Origin of the sequence: Tomitella fengzijianii, from assembly GCF_007559025.1 — a bacterium.
GTDB lineage: Bacteria > Actinomycetota > Actinomycetes > Mycobacteriales > Mycobacteriaceae > Tomitella > Tomitella fengzijianii.
Map to the genome: position 1 here is coordinate 1,684,633 of NZ_CP041765.1, position 13,951 is coordinate 1,698,583.

The 13,951-nt window shown below is 71.1% G+C and carries 16 protein-coding genes; 11 read left to right on the forward strand and 5 right to left on the reverse strand.

Going from position 1 to position 13,951, the window contains the following annotated elements; translation table 11 throughout:
* Positions 1-113: 113 nt before the first annotated feature.
* The 5 genes from folP (at position 114) to FO059_RS07700 (ending at position 3,616) form a co-directional block, all read left to right on the forward strand.
* Entirely contained in the window at positions 114-926 is an 813-nt protein-coding gene (folP, locus tag FO059_RS07680) for a dihydropteroate synthase (protein WP_143910552.1), read from the forward strand.
* The gene (locus FO059_RS07685; protein ID WP_143907727.1) at positions 923-1,879 is read left to right on the forward strand and encodes a glucosyl-3-phosphoglycerate synthase; all 957 of its coding nucleotides are present in this window, start codon (positions 923-925) and stop codon (positions 1,877-1,879) included. The genes folP and FO059_RS07685 overlap by 4 nt, the downstream gene beginning before the upstream one ends.
* A complete protein-coding gene (locus tag FO059_RS07690) occupies positions 1,873-2,298 on the forward strand; it encodes a DivIVA domain-containing protein (RefSeq protein WP_143907729.1) in 426 nt (141 codons plus the stop codon). The genes FO059_RS07685 and FO059_RS07690 overlap by 7 nt, the downstream gene beginning before the upstream one ends.
* Positions 2,299-2,383: 85 nt before the next feature.
* A complete protein-coding gene (locus FO059_RS07695) occupies positions 2,384-2,551 on the forward strand; it encodes a DUF3117 domain-containing protein (RefSeq protein WP_143907731.1) in 168 nt (55 codons plus the stop codon).
* Positions 2,552-2,686: 135 nt separating this feature from the next.
* Entirely contained in the window at positions 2,687-3,616 is a 930-nt protein-coding gene (locus FO059_RS07700; protein WP_143907733.1) for a methyltransferase domain-containing protein, read from the forward strand.
* 75 nt (positions 3,617-3,691) lie between these two features.
* Here the strand turns inward: FO059_RS07700 and FO059_RS07705 are convergent, their stop codons facing one another.
* On the reverse strand, positions 3,692-4,360 hold the full coding sequence (locus FO059_RS07705; RefSeq protein ID WP_372497921.1) for an O-methyltransferase: 669 nt from the start codon (positions 4,358-4,360) through the stop codon (positions 3,692-3,694).
* 297 nt (positions 4,361-4,657) lie between these two features.
* Between FO059_RS07705 and sigE the strand changes: the two genes are divergently transcribed.
* The 4 genes from sigE to tatB all read left to right on the forward strand — a co-directional run bounded on the left by sigE (position 4,658) and on the right by tatB (position 8,061).
* Positions 4,658-5,305, forward strand: a complete 648-nt coding sequence (gene sigE, locus FO059_RS07710; protein WP_143907735.1) for an RNA polymerase sigma factor SigE — start codon at positions 4,658-4,660, stop codon at positions 5,303-5,305.
* A gap of 71 nt (positions 5,306-5,376) precedes the next feature.
* Complete coding sequence (locus tag FO059_RS07715) at positions 5,377-5,733, forward strand: anti-sigma factor (protein ID WP_143907737.1); 357 nt, start codon at positions 5,377-5,379, stop codon at positions 5,731-5,733.
* 135 nt (positions 5,734-5,868) lie between these two features.
* Positions 5,869-7,461: a S1C family serine protease gene (locus tag FO059_RS07720; protein ID WP_308339574.1), complete on the forward strand. Its 1,593-nt coding sequence runs from the start codon at positions 5,869-5,871 to the stop codon at positions 7,459-7,461.
* A gap of 99 nt (positions 7,462-7,560) precedes the next feature.
* A complete protein-coding gene (tatB, locus tag FO059_RS07725) occupies positions 7,561-8,061 on the forward strand; it encodes a Sec-independent protein translocase protein TatB (protein ID WP_143907739.1) in 501 nt (166 codons plus the stop codon).
* 76 nt (positions 8,062-8,137) lie between these two features.
* On the opposite strand, the gene FO059_RS07730 is transcribed toward tatB, so the two are convergent.
* From FO059_RS07730 to FO059_RS07745, 4 genes are all read right to left on the reverse strand, one after another.
* On the reverse strand, positions 8,138-9,271 hold the full coding sequence (locus FO059_RS07730; RefSeq protein ID WP_143907741.1) for an Mrp/NBP35 family ATP-binding protein: 1,134 nt from the start codon (positions 9,269-9,271) through the stop codon (positions 8,138-8,140).
* Between the two features lie 186 nt (positions 9,272-9,457).
* The gene (locus FO059_RS07735) at positions 9,458-10,633 is read right to left on the reverse strand and encodes a lytic transglycosylase domain-containing protein (RefSeq protein WP_235671132.1); all 1,176 of its coding nucleotides are present in this window, start codon (positions 10,631-10,633) and stop codon (positions 9,458-9,460) included.
* A 229-nt stretch (positions 10,634-10,862) separates the two neighbouring features.
* A complete protein-coding gene (locus FO059_RS07740; RefSeq protein WP_143907745.1) occupies positions 10,863-11,462 on the reverse strand; it encodes a DUF1003 domain-containing protein in 600 nt (199 codons plus the stop codon).
* A complete protein-coding gene (locus tag FO059_RS07745) occupies positions 11,455-12,840 on the reverse strand; it encodes a magnesium transporter MgtE N-terminal domain-containing protein (protein ID WP_143907747.1) in 1,386 nt (461 codons plus the stop codon). The genes FO059_RS07740 and FO059_RS07745 overlap by 8 nt, the downstream gene beginning before the upstream one ends.
* A 72-nt stretch (positions 12,841-12,912) precedes the next feature.
* On the opposite strand from FO059_RS07745, the gene FO059_RS07750 reads away from it, so the two are divergent.
* The gene (locus FO059_RS07750) at positions 12,913-13,416 is read left to right on the forward strand and encodes a general stress protein (RefSeq protein WP_143907749.1); all 504 of its coding nucleotides are present in this window, start codon (positions 12,913-12,915) and stop codon (positions 13,414-13,416) included.
* A 43-nt stretch (positions 13,417-13,459) separates the two neighbouring features.
* The gene (locus FO059_RS07755; RefSeq protein ID WP_233267039.1) at positions 13,460-13,894 is read left to right on the forward strand and encodes a hypothetical protein; all 435 of its coding nucleotides are present in this window, start codon (positions 13,460-13,462) and stop codon (positions 13,892-13,894) included.
* The last annotated feature ends 57 nt before the right edge of the window (positions 13,895-13,951 follow it).

Consider the following 13,951-nt stretch of genomic DNA (forward strand, 5'->3'; position numbering starts at 1 on the left):
CACGGGCCCGGTGCCGGGCGCGCGGGAGGGCGGCCGTGATCGCCGCTGCGGCGACCGCCGCCGTGCCCGGCACGCTGTGCGGGCGCACTGTGCGGACCGATCGCGCATTGATCATGGCGATCGTCAACCGGACGCCGGACTCCTTCTACGACAAGGGTGCGGCATTCGCGGACGGCGACGCGCAGGCGGCGGTGTCGCGCGCGGTGGACGAGGGCGCCGACATCATCGATATCGGCGGTGTGAAGGCGGGCCCCGGGGACGAGGTCGACGAAGCGGAGGAGACCCTGCGTGTGGTTCCGTTCGTCGCGTGGGTCCGCCGGCACTACCCCGAGCACCTGATCAGCGTCGACACCTGGCGCGGAACCGTCGCGCGGCACGCACGCGAGGCCGGGGCCGACCTGATCAACGACACCTGGGCCGGTGCGGACCCCGCCCTCGCCGGGGTCGCAGCGGACACGGGCGCCGGTCTGGTCTGCTCGCACACAGGCGGTGCGATCCCGCGTACGCGCCCGCACCGGGTGCGGTACGAGGACGTCGTCGCCGACGTGGTGGCGGAGGTGACGTCTGCGGCGCAGCGCGCTGTGGACGCCGGGGTACGCCGTGACGGCATACTCATCGACCCGACGCACGACTTCGGCAAGAACACCTACCACGGGCTGACGCTGCTGCGTCACGTCGACACCCTCGTGGAGACCGGGTTCCCGGTGCTGATGGCATTGAGCAACAAGGATTTCGTGGGCGAGACGCTCGGCGCCGCGCTCGGCGAGAGGATCGAGGGGACGCTCGCAGCCACGGCCCTCGCGGCCGCGGCCGGGGCCCGGGTGTTCCGGGTGCACGAAGTGGCGGCGACCCGCCGCGCACTCGAGATGGTCGCCTCCATCGCCGGAACCCGGCCGCCCGCACGCACAGTGCGGGGGCTCGCGTGAGCGCGGTCGGCGCCGGGGTGCGCACCTGGCACGATCCGGCGTGGACGGTCGCGGAGCTCATCGCGGCGAAAAAGGGCCGGACGGTGTCGGTGGTGCTGCCCGCGCTCGACGAGGAGGCCACGGTGGCCAGCGTGGTGGGGTCGATCCTGCCTCTGGTGGGCGGCCTGGTCGACGACCTGGTGGTGCTGGACTCCGGCTCGCGGGACGGGACCGCGCAACGGGCGCGGGCGGCGGGTGCCCGCGTGGTCACCCGGGAGGAGGCGATTCCGCGGGTGCCGCCCGTCCCGGGCAAGGGCGAGGCCCTGTGGCGCGGCGTGGCCGCCACCCGCGGCGACGTGGTCGTCTTCATCGACTCGGACCTGATCGAGCCCGACCCGCGTTACGTGCCGAATCTCGTCGGTCCCATCCTCACCGCCGACGGTGTCCACCATGTGAAGGGCTTCTACCGGCGGCCGTTGCGGATCAACGAGAGTGAGGACCCGCGCGGAGGCGGCCGCGTGACCGAGCTCGTGGCGCGCCCGATGCTGGCCGCGCTGCGCCCGGATCTCGCCGCGATCCTGCAGCCGCTCGGCGGGGAGTACGCGGCCACCCGCGAGCTGCTCGAGTCCGTCCCGTTCGCGCCCGGGTACGGCGTGGAGATCGGCCTGCTGCTGGACACCTACAGCCGCTACGGCACCTCCGGCCTGGCACAGGTGAATCTGGCCGTGCGCAAACACCGCAACCGCGACCTGATGGAACTGGGAGTGATGAGTCGCCAGATAATCGGAACGATGCTCCGGCGCTGCGGTATCGCTGATTCCGGCGTCCCGCTCACGCAGTACTTCGCGCACGGCGACTCCTTCGTGCCGCGCACCGCGGATCTCGAGCTGGAAGACCGGCCGCCGCTGGGAAGCCTGACCGCGGCAGGCTTTTCTGCTGCCGGCACCCCGGGGGAAGGGGCGGGCCGATGCTGACCGCGATCCTGTACGTGGTGCTGATCGCTCTGGTGGCGGGTCTGCTGTTCGTCGTGGCGGCGTTGGTGTTCGGCCGCGGCGAGGAAATGGCGCCGCTGCCTCCCGGCGTCTCGCCGGCCTGGCTCCCCGACCACGCGATCGACGGCGACGACGTACGCGCGCTGCGATTCCAGCAGGCCTTCCGCGGATATAAAGCGTCCGAAGTCGATTGGGCCCTGCAACGGCTGGCCAACGAGGTCGAGCGGTTGCGGGCCGTCGTCGCGGCGCAGGACGGCGCCCTGGGCGTGCACGCCGGCGACGTGGAGGGCCCCGGCGCGGGCGGCGGACACGCCGATACATCGGCGGTCGGGGAGGTTCCGGCGGACCCGGACGGCGGTCCGGGGCGGTGTGGGGCTGCGGACGACGGTAGGGAAGAATAGTCGTCGTCGGCACTCACCTGCCGCGCAACACTCATGCGGTCACGGGTCGGCACATCGGCCCGAGCACATCTGGAGGGAGCACACGATGGCGGCCATGAAGCCCCGGACCGGGGACGGTCCCCTCGAAGCGGCCAAAGAGGGACGCGGAATAGTCATGCGGGTCCCGCTCGAGGGCGGAGGCCGCCTGGTCGTCGAGCTGACCCCGGACGAGGCCGCCGCGCTGGGTGAGGAGCTCCGCGGCGTCACCGGCTGACAGCGGAGCCACGGCGTGATGCTGTGCAGACAACCCCGTCGGGCCGTGTCCGGCGGGGTTGTCGCATGAGCGGGGGCCGTCGGTTGCGGATGGGCGATGAGGACTCGTGTGGCATGAGCGGAGGTGACGGAGCGGATGTCCGGTGCTGATGCTGCGCGGGACCTGAGCGCGGACGCGCTCGTCGGCGTGGCGGACATCCTCCGGTGCCCGGTGTGCGGCGGCGCAGTGGAGGCGGATCGGCGGGCGGTGCGGTGCGGGTCGGGGCACGTGTTCGACCGTGCGCGGCAGGGCTACGTGAGCATGCTGTCCCGGCCCCTGAAGTTCCACGGGGACGATGCGGTGATGGTCGGCGCGCGGGGCGCCGTGCTGGACTCCGGGCTGTACGACCCGCTGCTTCGGGCCGTCGCGGCGGCGGGGGCGGAGGCGCTGGCGGCTGTGGACGTCGACGCCGGACCGGCCCCGGGCGCACCCCTCGCAGTGGATTTGGGCTGCGGGACAGGGCGATACCTCGCAGGGGTCCTGGAGCTGGCCGGCGAGGCGCGCGGCATCGGGATCGATGCGTCGAAAGCAGCGGTGCGCGCCGCAGCTCGTGCACATCCGCGTGCCGCGGCGCTGCTCGGCGACGCGTGGGCGGAGCTGCCCCTGGCGGACTCCTCCGCAGGGCTGATCATGTCGGTGTTCGCCCCCCGGAACAGCGCCGCATATCGGCGGGTGCTCGCGCCGGGCGGCGCGGTCATGGTCGTGGCTCCGGAGCCCGGACACCTGGCGGAACTGGTCGAGGGTGTGGGGCTTCTCCGGGTGGACGAGCGCAAGCAGGAGCGGCTGGCCGCCGCGCTGGACGGCTTCGGCGAGGTCCGGGCGGAGACCGTCCGCTGGTCGATGCGGACGACACGGGAGCAGCTCGCCGCCATCGTCGGGATGGGTCCGTCCGCGCGGCACCTCGACGCCGCCGAGGTGCAGGCGCGGATCGCGCGGCTGCCCGCGGATCAGGCGGTCACCGGCGCGGTCACCGTACGCGTGTTCCGGCGCGGCGCTCCGGCCGTCCGGTCCGCCCCGCCCCCATAGCGGCGGCGGCGCCACGGTCGAGGTGGCGGGTGCCGGCGCCCAGGCGTCCGGTGCGGCCGCACACGGCACGGTCCGTCACACGCGGGCCGCGCACAGGAGTCCGCCGCCCAGCGGCAGCAACGATGGCAGCAGCAGGTCGTTCTCGGCGGCGGTGCGCAGCGCCTCGCGGGCGTCGACCGCGGCCGGGTCCCGGCGCGCAGCGTCTCCCGGGTTGCCGGCCGCGCTCAGACCGTGCATGACGACGACACCGCCGGGGCGGAGGAGACGGACGGCCTCGGACAAGTAGCGCGCATGGTCGGCGCCGCCGCAGTCCACGAACATCATCTCGTAGGCGTCGTCGGCCAGCCGCGGCAGCACCTCCACTCCGCGGCCTCCGATCAACCGGGTGCGGGCCGAGGCGACGCCCGCGCCGGACAGGGCCGTGCGGGCGGTGCGCTGGTGTTCCGGCTCGATGTCGATGGTAGTGAGCACCCCGTCGTGGCGCATGCCGCTGAGCAGCCATTGCGCGCTGACACCGGCTCCGGTGCCCACCTCGACCGCGGTGCGGGCGTCGACCATGCGCGAGAGCATCGACAGCGCTGCGCCGACGGCGTCGGATACCGCCCCCACTCCCAGATCGGCCGCGCGCTCCCGCGCGTCGGCCAGCGCCGCAGGATCCGGAACCGGCGCGGCGGCGCCGGCGGCGCGGGCGGCCATGCGGTCGCCGGCGAACGTTTCGGCGGCGGAGATTGCGGCGGAGTCCACAGTGCGGTCGTCATCGGTCACGCCAGTGAGCGTATCGCGGCGCCCGGGGCGTAGGGGCGGTGCACGCGCATCGGGCGTGCCGCGATTCTCAGGCGACCCTCAGGTTGTTCCCAGCGTCGGCACACGCCGGGGCGAGAGGGTTGTCCCAGACGCGGAACCGGCCACGCGACGGGGCGGGGACGCCGGAACAAAATGATGGGCAGGGGTGTTGTGACGGATGCGGAGACAGCGCTCGCACACGGGGCGCAATCGCGGGACGCCACGGCGACAGGAGGCGACAGCGTGCACCGAGCCACGATGACCGGCCGTGATGGGGCCGCGGCCGCCTCGATCGCGGCGACGCCGGAAGCGGCGGAGGACGAGGCCGATCAGGGCACTGCGGTGTTCGACGCGACCGGCGACCCGGCGGCCATGCCGAGTTGGGATGAACTGGTCCGCCAGCATGCCGACCGGGTCTATCGGCTTGCCTACCGGCTCTCCGGAAACGTGCATGACGCCGAGGACCTCACCCAGGAGACGTTCATCCGCGTCTTCCGCTCGCTGTCGAGTTACCGGGCAGGCACCTTCGAGGGGTGGCTGCACCGGATCACGACCAACCTCTTCCTGGACATGGTGCGGCGACGCAACCGGATCCGGATGGAGGCGTTGCCCGAGGACTACGACCGGGTGCCGTCGGACCGGCCGGACCCGGAGCAGATCTACCACGACTCCCGCCTGGCCCCCGATCTCCAGCAGGCGCTGGCCTCGTTGGCCCCGGAGTTCCGCGCGGCGGTGGTGCTCTGCGACGTGGAGGGCCTGTCCTACGAAGAGATCGCGGCCACGCTCGGCGTGAAATTGGGTACGGTGCGAAGCAGGATCCATCGCGGGCGTCAGGCCATCCGCGACCACCTCGCCGCACCCGGCGCCGCCACGGTGCCGGCCACGGACGGCGGTGCTGTGCGGTGAGCCCTCGGGTGCGCGGGGCCCGGACGCGGACCGGCGGAGGTCCGGTGAACGATGACGGGAAAGGACGGCGGATGTTCGAATCGGCGCGACGTGGTCGCCCTTCCGGTTCGCAGTTCTCCCTGGGTACGGGTACCGGGGACACCGGTCATCTGGCGACGGAGGCGGTGGCGGCCTACGTCGACGGGGAACTGCGGATGAGCGCCCATCTGCGCGCGTCGGGGCACATCGCGGACTGCCCGCTGTGCGCGGCGGAGGTGGACGCACAGATGCATGCCCGTTCGATGCTGCAGTCGTCCGCGGTGCCGCGGCTTCCGGAGAACCTCCTGGGAGACCTGCGATCCATTCCGGACAAGGCGATGCCCGGCTTCGACGACGCGCGGCACCTGCATCAGAGCGGGCCGCCGCAGCGCAAGCGTCGTTTCTTCTGAGCCGCCCCCGGCGGTGGCCTCCGGCCGGGCGTGACGGCTCCCGGTGCGGTGCGTCCCCGGGCGATGGCCAATACTGTGGGCCGCGGGTTCGAAGCGACGTGGACATCGACGGCCGGAGTGCCGGAGGGGACGTAGGTGAAAAGCGAATCGGAAGGCAACTCCGTTCCGGGGCGGAACGACGACGCGCGCGCGGACGATGCGGCGCCGGCCGGGGACGCAGTGGACCCGCAGCGCACACGGGGCGCCGACGGTGCCGGTTCGACGGGGTTCGACGTGCCTGGGCCCGAGAGGCTGCAGCCGTCGCCTCTGCGCAAGCCCGATGTGGGGCCTGAACAACAACGGGCGTTCAGCCGGCCGGACGGTGCCGCCGCCCTGGGGACACCGTCGCGTCCCGGCAGCGGGCGACGACCGATCGGGCGCCCGGTCGATCCGGTCCTGTCCGAGGCGTACGGGCGCCCGCCGGGCGAGTTGGCCGGAGTCCAGCGTGACCCCGCGGACGCGGAGCGGGTGGACGCCCCACGCGCTCGCCGGCGCCAGGACCCCTGGCGCGACCCCGCTTCCGCGGCGTCCGCGGAGGACCCGCAGGCCGGCGACGGCAGTGCCCCGCGTGCACCGGCCGGACGACTGGGCGTTCGTGACGTGCTTTTCGGCAAGCGGGTGGCGCCGCGCGCACTGGCAGTCATCGGGGTTCTCGCGCTCGCGATCGGAGTTCTCGGCGGACTGATCGGCCGCTACACGGCCGAGGTGTCGAGTTCACTCACCAGCTCATCGGTGCAACTGGTGCAGCCGGAGGACGAGAGCGCGGAACCGCCCGCCAACCGGACGGTGGCGATCGCGTCGGCGGTCGTACCGTCCGTCGTGTCGATCCAGGTCACATCGCCTCAGGCGGTCGGTTCGGGCTCGGGCGTGGTGATCGACGGCGGGGGCTACATCGTCACCAACAACCACGTGATCTCGAAGGCGGCCACCGAGCCGGACACCACCGAACTGAAGGTGGTCTTCTCCGACGGGCAGTCCGTTCCGGGCCGTATCGTCGGCCGCGACACCAAGACCGACCTCGCCGTCGTCAAAGTCGACGACGTCGACGATCTCACCGTCGCCCGACTGGGCGATTCGGACAGGATCCAAGTGGGTTCGGACGTGGTGGCGGTCGGCTCGCCGCTGGGCCTCAACAGGACCGTCACCGAGGGAATCGTGAGCGCGCTGGACCGTCCCGTGCCGCTCGCCGGCGACGGCACCGACACGGACGCGGTCATCGACGCGATCCAGACGGACGCTGCGATCAACCCGGGCAATTCCGGCGGGCCGCTGGTGGATGCACAGGGGAGGGTCATCGGCCTCAACACGGCGATCCGCACGCTCGGAGCGGACAGCAGCGGGTCGATCGGGCTCGGATTCGCCATCCCGGTGAACACTGTGGCCGCCGTGGCCCAGGAACTGATCCACAACGGCGTCATGCACCATCCCGAGATCGGCGTCAACGCCCGCACCGTGTCCAACGACCGGGTCACCGGCGCCGAGGTGGCCAACGTGCAGGCCGACAGTCCCGCGCAGAAGGCGGGGATCCTCGAGGGCGATGTGATCGTCAAAGTAGGGGACCGGACGATCGCCGGTTCCGACGAGTTGACCGTGGCCGTGCACGAGCTGGCCATCGGTGAACCCGAGACCGTCACACTGGTGCGCGACGGGCATTCGGTCACCGTCGACGTCACTCCGCAAAGCGATTGACCGGCGGGGCGTCGCCGTCGGCGGCCGGGCCGCAAGTACCGGCAGGGCATTTCCGGTGTCGGAGCGGCGCGCCCGCAGGCGACCACGTACTCTGAGCATGTGTTCGGCAATATCGGTTGGGCTGAGATGGTGATCATCGTGATCGCCGGTCTCGTCATCCTGGGACCGGAGCGACTGCCCGGCGCCATGTCCTGGCTGGCGCGCACGGTCAAGCAGGTCCGCTCCTACGCCACCGGTGCGCAGTCACAGTTGCGCGAGGAGCTGGGCCCCGAGTTCGAAGACTTGCGTAAGCCGCTCTCGGAGCTGCAGCAACTGCGGGGCATGACCCCGCGCGCCGCCATCACCAAGCACCTCCTCGACGGAGATGATTCGCTGTTCACCGGCGAGTTCGATACCGACGGCGGCACGGGGAGGCCGCGAAACGGTGCGTCTGCGCGAGGTGGCGCTGCGCACGGCGCCGCCTCCGATCCTGGTGCCGAGAATGCAGCACCGCCTGCACCTGCCGCACCGCCTGCACCGCGGACTCCCGCCCAGGACGGGGCGGCACTGCCGCCGACGGCCTCGGGCGGGGGATCGGCCTACGACGTGGACGCCACCTAGACCGCATCCGAGCGCCGGGACCCTCGCGCTACGGGCGTGGTCGGGCCGATAGTCCGGCGCCCGGATGGGCGGTGGATCAGCGTCCGGCGGGGTCGATGCTCAACGACATTCCGGCGAGTCCGCGTTTACGGATGCTCAGCTTCTCGGCGATGGCGTTCAGCGCCGTCCCTGCCGGTGTGTCCGGCCCCGAGAGAACGATCGGCGTGCCCTCGTCGCCCGCCTCGCGTACAGCGGTGTCCAGCGGCACCTGCCCCAGCAGGGGGACGTCGGCGCCCATCGCGCGGGTGAGGTTGGCCGCGACGGCCTCGCCGCCCCCGGCGCCGAAGATCTCCATCCGGGTGCCGTCCGGCAGCTCCAGCCACGACATGTTCTCGATGACGCCGGTGATGCGCTGCCGCGTCTGCAGGGCGATGGCCCCCGCGCGCTCGGCAACCTCGGCGGCCGCCTGTTGGGGCGTGGTGACCACCAGGATCTCCGCACCCGGAATCAGCTGGGCGACCGAGATGGCGATGTCACCGGTGCCAGGGGGCAGGTCGAGCAAGAGCACGTCGAGGTCGCCCCAGAACACGTCTGCCAGGAACTGCTGGAGCGCGCGGTGCAGCATGGGGCCGCGCCATACCACAGGCGCGTTGTTGTTGGTGAACATCGCGATCGAGATCAGCCGCACATCGTGGGAGATGGGGGGCATGATCATCTTCTCCACCTGGGTGGGACGCGCGTCGGTGCCCATCATGCGCGGCACCGAATGGCCGTAGATGTCCGCGTCGAGCACGCCGACCGACAGCCCGCGTGCGGCCATGGAGGCGGCGAGGTTGACGGTGACGCTGGACTTTCCGACGCCGCCCTTGCCCGAGGCCACGGCGTAGACGCGGGTCATCGAGCCGGGCTGCGCGAACGGGATCACCGGGTCGGCGGAGTCGCCGCGCAGGCTCCGGCGGAGCTCGGTGCGTTGCTCGTCGCTCATCACGTCGAGTTCCACGCGCACGGCCGCCACCCCTGGCACGTCGGCGGCGGCGCGGGTGACTCGATCGCTGATCTCGCTGCGCATGGGGCAGCCGGCGACCGTCAAGTAGATGCCGATGTCTACGGTGCCGTCGTCGGCGATGGTGATGTTGCGGACCATCCCCAGCTCGGTGATGGGTTTACGGATCTCCGGGTCGTCGACGCGCGCCAGTGCCGCGCGGACTGCGGATTCGGTGAGCTCGGTCATCGCTTCCGATCATAGGACGCGTGGCGGCGCGACGGACAATCCCGCCGTCCGGTTGCAATCCAGGTCACCTGCCAGGGCGCGGCGGGGGTGCGTTCGCCGTCACTTGAACGAATGTTCCTTTTAAACGAACATACACGGTGAAAACGGGAGTGGCAGATGCCGCGGCGGTGCCCGGCCGGGTCGGACTCACGGCGCCGGCGTCTCCGGGGCGGGTTGCGGCGCCGGACTCTGCGTTCCCTCCGCTGCCGGTGCGGGTTCCGGAGGCGGAGGCGGCGGACAGTTGAACAGGCACGGCAGCTCGATCTTCGGCAGCTCGATCTTGGGCAACTGCACCGGAGGCAGTCCGGGCACCTCGACGGTGGTCGCGGGGATGTCGGTGCCGGGGAGGGTTTCCGGGGCCGGTGCCTTCGGCGGCGCCGGCGGATCCGGGAGGACCTCCGGTGTGGGCGCCGGATCCGCGCCGTCGGGCGCGTCGATGGCCGTTTCGTCCGGCGAGATCGGCGGGAGCTCGCTGGGCGTGGGGTAGGCGCCCGTGGCGTAGGCATGCGCCCAGGCCTGCACGTTCTTCACGTATGCCATCGAGTGGTTGTACGTGAGGATGGCGCCGGTCGTTGCGGCGGGGTCGGACAGGTTGCCGCCGGACGCACACAGTAGACGCCCGGCGGCGAAGGTGGCGTCGTAGACGTTGTTGGGGTCCGCCACGCCGTCGTTGTTGCCGTCCGCGCCGTAGTGGCTCCACGTCCCCGGCATGAACTGCATCGGGCCGACGGCGCGGTCATATGAGGCGTGGCCGTCGACGGCGCCTCCGTCCGTGTCGGTGATGACCGCGTTGCCGGCGAGGTGGCCGTCGAGCACCGGACCGAGAATCTTTGTCGTGGTGTTGCCCCGGGAATCCGCCGCACCTCCGGAGGCGTGGCCCGACTCGATCTTGCCGATGCCTGCCAACAGGTTCCAGGGCAGCCCGCATGACGGCTGGATCTGCGCCATGAGGTCGGCTGCGTGCTTGTAGGCGTTGAGCATGATCCCGGGGATCCCCAGCGGACCCGGGGCGAACTGCACCACGTCGCCCACCAGTGCCGCCGGGTTCACGGGCGCGTTGCCGGAGCCCGCGGCGGATGACGAGGCGTCGGGCTCCGGGGCGGTGTGGTAGCCCGGAATCGGCCGCATAGCGGAGGCGACCACGCCTACGGGCGTGGGCTGGACTGTCTCCTGCGCGGCGATGCGGACCTGCATGGAGCGTTCTGCGGGGGCCGCATGCGACCCGGGCAGAACGCCGCCGGGCCCGGCGGCGGCAAGCGCTGCGAATCCCAGGGGGAGCAGTGCGATGAGCGCGACCCGTGCGCGCCGGCCATGCGACGCCACCGACCGTGACGATGATGTGCGCCTGCGGCGAATCGACGCCGTCCTCCACGAACCGCTCAACTGAACGACCCCCATCCAGACCGAAACCCGAATGTGACCAAGGCTACAGAACGCCGGATCCTCGCGCAGCGCGAATCGTGAACGCGTGGCGCCGCGTTGCGGGAGCACGGGTAGGCCGCGCAAGTGCCGATGGTCACATTGAGGTCATCGCCGGGGAGGGGAGCAGGCGTTACCCGTCCCGAGGGCGGTCCAGCGGCCGGCGCGCGGACTGCGAGTCGACGTCCGCGCCGGAACCGCGCGGTCCGCGTGCGGAGTCGGACCCGTCGTCCGTGTGCCCGTCCTCCGGGGTCTGTTCGAGGAGTTCACGGATATCGTCGAGTTCGCGTCGCAGGTAGTCGCGTGTGGCGACCTCGCCGACCGCGATCCGCAGCGACGCCAGCTCCCGTGCCAGAAACTCGGTGTCGGCCTTCGTCTGCGTCGCGCGGGCCCTGTCCTCCTCCATCGAGATCCGGTCCCGGTTCTCCTGCCTGTTCTGCGCCAGCAGGATCAGCGGTGCGGCGTAAGCGGCCTGCGTGGAGAACGCGAGATTGAGCAGGATGAACGGGTAGGGGTCCCAGCGCAACTTGACGGCGGCGACGTTGAGGATGATCCACACGATCACTACGACAGTCTGGATGGCCAGATAGCGGACCGTGCCGAAGAACCGGGCGATCTGCTCACTGATCCGCCCCGCGGCCTCCGGGTCGACGTGCAGGTGGAGCCGGCGGCGGTCGCGGGGCGTGTCGAGCCGCTGCGATCCCGTTGCTCGGCGTGTGCGGGAATCAGACATCGTCGGCCCCTCCCTGCTGTGCGGCGCCGCCCGTCGCCGTGCGGGTGGCCCCGACCCGGAGCCGCGCGTGCGGCGGAATCGGGTGGTCGACCACGATCTCGGAATCGACCAGATCACCGTCGCGTTCCCGCCAGTCGTCGGGCAGCAGGTGGTCGAGCAGATCGTCGACGCTCACCGCGCCCAGCAGGTGGCCCTCGTCGTCCACGACCGGACCACAGACGAGGTTGTAGGTGGCGAAGTAGCGGGTGACGCGGGCCAGGCTGTCGGCGGGGTCCAGGCGCGGCAGGTCGTTGTCGACCACCCCGCCGACCATCGCCGCCGGTGGCTCGCGCAGCAGCGCCTGCATGTGCACGCAGCCCATGTACCGGCCCGTGGGCGTCACGGTGGGCGGGCGGGTGACCAGCACCATGCTGGAGAGGGCCGGGGTGAGGTCGGGGTGGCGCAGGCGCGCCAACGCCTCGGCGACCGTGGTGTCCGGCGTCAACACGACCGGCTTCGGGGTCATCAACCCGCCTGCGGTGTCCGGCGAATGTTCCAGCAGGCGTCGCACCGGGGCGGAATCCTCCGGGTCCATCAACTGCAGGAACGACTCGGCCTCCGGCTCGGCGAGTTCACCCAGCAGGTCTGCCGCGTCGTCGGGGTCCATGGCCTCGAGAACGTCGACCGCGCGGCTCTCGCCCAGGTGGGTGAGCAGGTCGGTCTGGTCGTCGGTGGGCAGCTCCTGGACGACGTCCGCAAGGCGTTCGTCGTCGAGCGCCGCTGCCAGTTCGTGGCGCCGCTTGTCCGGAAGCTCGCGCATCGCGATCGCCAGGTCCGCGGGGCGCATTCCCTCGAACTGGGTGAGCAGTTCGGTGGCGCCTTGCCCGGGCAGCGTCAGCGCGTACTGATCGAGGCCGTCGACGTACTTCCAGTCGGTCACGCGGATCCCGGAACGGCGGCCGAGCCGGGGTCGACGCTTGCGCACCGCGACGCGGTTCACCACCCAGTCTCGTGAACGGGTGCGCTCGAGTCCCAGATCCACCACCACGGAATCGCCGTCGGCGAGGTCCTCGAGCTCCGGATCCGTCACCCGCACTCGGGAATCCAGGACTTCGCCGAAAACCAAGGTCTCAGTGGGCCTCCGCGTGAACCTGCGCAGAGAGACAGTACCGGTGGTCAGCGTGATCGAGGTGGGCTCGACGGAGGTGACGCGGAGCATCGGGACGAAGATGCGGCGGCGGGTGGCGAGCTCCACCACGAGCCCGAGCACACGCGGGGGTTGCCGCCCGAGCCGCAGGGCGATGACAAGGTCGCGGACTCTGCCTATCGACTCGCCATCCGGGCCCAGGACCAGAAGTCCCGTGAGCCGGGCGGCGTACAACTTGTTCACCGGAGCCATGGGGCAAGGCTAAAGCGTGCGGGTCGGTTGCGTCGCTTGCCCACACCGGCCGGGGCTGTAAGGCTTGCCGGTATGACCAATTCCATGCCGGGCGGGTCCGTTCCGGGGGGACCGCAGCGCGGTCGCGGACTGCCCACGCCGCCCACAGGGTGGCCCATCGCCTCGTACGGCACCTATGCGGACGCCCAGCGTGCCGTCGACCACCTCGCAGACAGCCAATTCCCGGTGGAGAAGGTCACGATCGTCGGCGTCGACCTCATGCAGGTCGAACGCGTGCTTGGCCGGCTCACGTGGGCGAAGGTGCTCGCGGGCGGGCTCGTCTCCGGGGCGTGGCTCGGCGTGTTCTTCGGACTTCTGCTGGGGATCGTCACCGGCGGATTCCTGGGACCGCTGCTGCTCGGCCTCGTCGGCGGCGTCATATTCGGCCTGATCTCGACGTCGGTGCCGTACGCGGCCTCGCGCGGCCAGCGGGACTTCGCCTCCACGATGCAGCTCGTCGCCGGCCGGTATGACGTGCTTTGCGACCCCAGCCGCGCCGAGGAGGGCCGCGACATCCTCGCACGGCTGGGGCTGTGAGTACGGCTATGGACTCGGCGGTGGCGATCCGCCTTCAGGACGCGTGATCCGGGTCTTTCCTGAATACGGGAATCCCAGTTCGCTCTGGCCCTCGAAGGAGCTAGAGCTCCTGCAATCGGACCGGCCGTATGTCCTCCCCGGCGACATCGGGATCGACGATGCGCTCGGGGACGAGATACTCGCGTGGACGGACATCTTTCAGAAGTACTTGGTCGAGGAGTACGAGGATTTCGATAGAAGACCACGCTGGGCCCCGGACATCAGCGCTTTCGACTGGTACGACGAAGGACGGCGGATAGTCTCGCAGCTCCGCGCGAAGTTCCCCGACGTGCAGGTTCTGGCGCAATTCGGAAAATACGTGCTCTCTGTGAACGAGATGAGGGAGAACGTCGGCCGACTGCCGATCAGCATGCCCGGCGAATGCAGGACCGGGTACATCGGCATCCGCGACTTCGTCGGGCAGAATTCGCACCGCTGACGACGGCGACCGTTCGGAGAGGCCGTCCTCGGGTGGAGTCCCGTGCCATGGCTGCCT

Bases quoted from the DNA above. Each gene is read 5' to 3' on its own strand.
- folP (WP_143910552.1), top strand. From the start codon at position 114: ATGGCGATCGTCAACCGGACGCCGGACTCCTTCTACGACAAGGGTGCG.
- FO059_RS07730 (WP_143907741.1), bottom strand. From the start codon at position 9,271: ATGACCGAGCTCACCGAATCCGCAGTCCGCGCGGCACTGGCGCGCGTC.
- FO059_RS07700 (WP_143907733.1), top strand. From the start codon at position 2,687: ATGTCCGGTGCTGATGCTGCGCGGGACCTGAGCGCGGACGCGCTCGTC.
- FO059_RS07745 (WP_143907747.1), bottom strand. From the start codon at position 12,840: ATGGCTCCGGTGAACAAGTTGTACGCCGCCCGGCTCACGGGACTTCTG.
- FO059_RS07750 (WP_143907749.1), top strand. From the start codon at position 12,913: ATGACCAATTCCATGCCGGGCGGGTCCGTTCCGGGGGGACCGCAGCGC.
- FO059_RS07690 (WP_143907729.1), top strand. From the start codon at position 1,873: ATGCTGACCGCGATCCTGTACGTGGTGCTGATCGCTCTGGTGGCGGGT.
- FO059_RS07695 (WP_143907731.1), top strand. From the start codon at position 2,384: ATGGCGGCCATGAAGCCCCGGACCGGGGACGGTCCCCTCGAAGCGGCC.
- sigE (WP_143907735.1), top strand. From the start codon at position 4,658: ATGACCGGCCGTGATGGGGCCGCGGCCGCCTCGATCGCGGCGACGCCG.
- FO059_RS07740 (WP_143907745.1), bottom strand. From the start codon at position 11,462: ATGTCTGATTCCCGCACACGCCGAGCAACGGGATCGCAGCGGCTCGAC.
- FO059_RS07715 (WP_143907737.1), top strand. From the start codon at position 5,377: ATGTTCGAATCGGCGCGACGTGGTCGCCCTTCCGGTTCGCAGTTCTCC.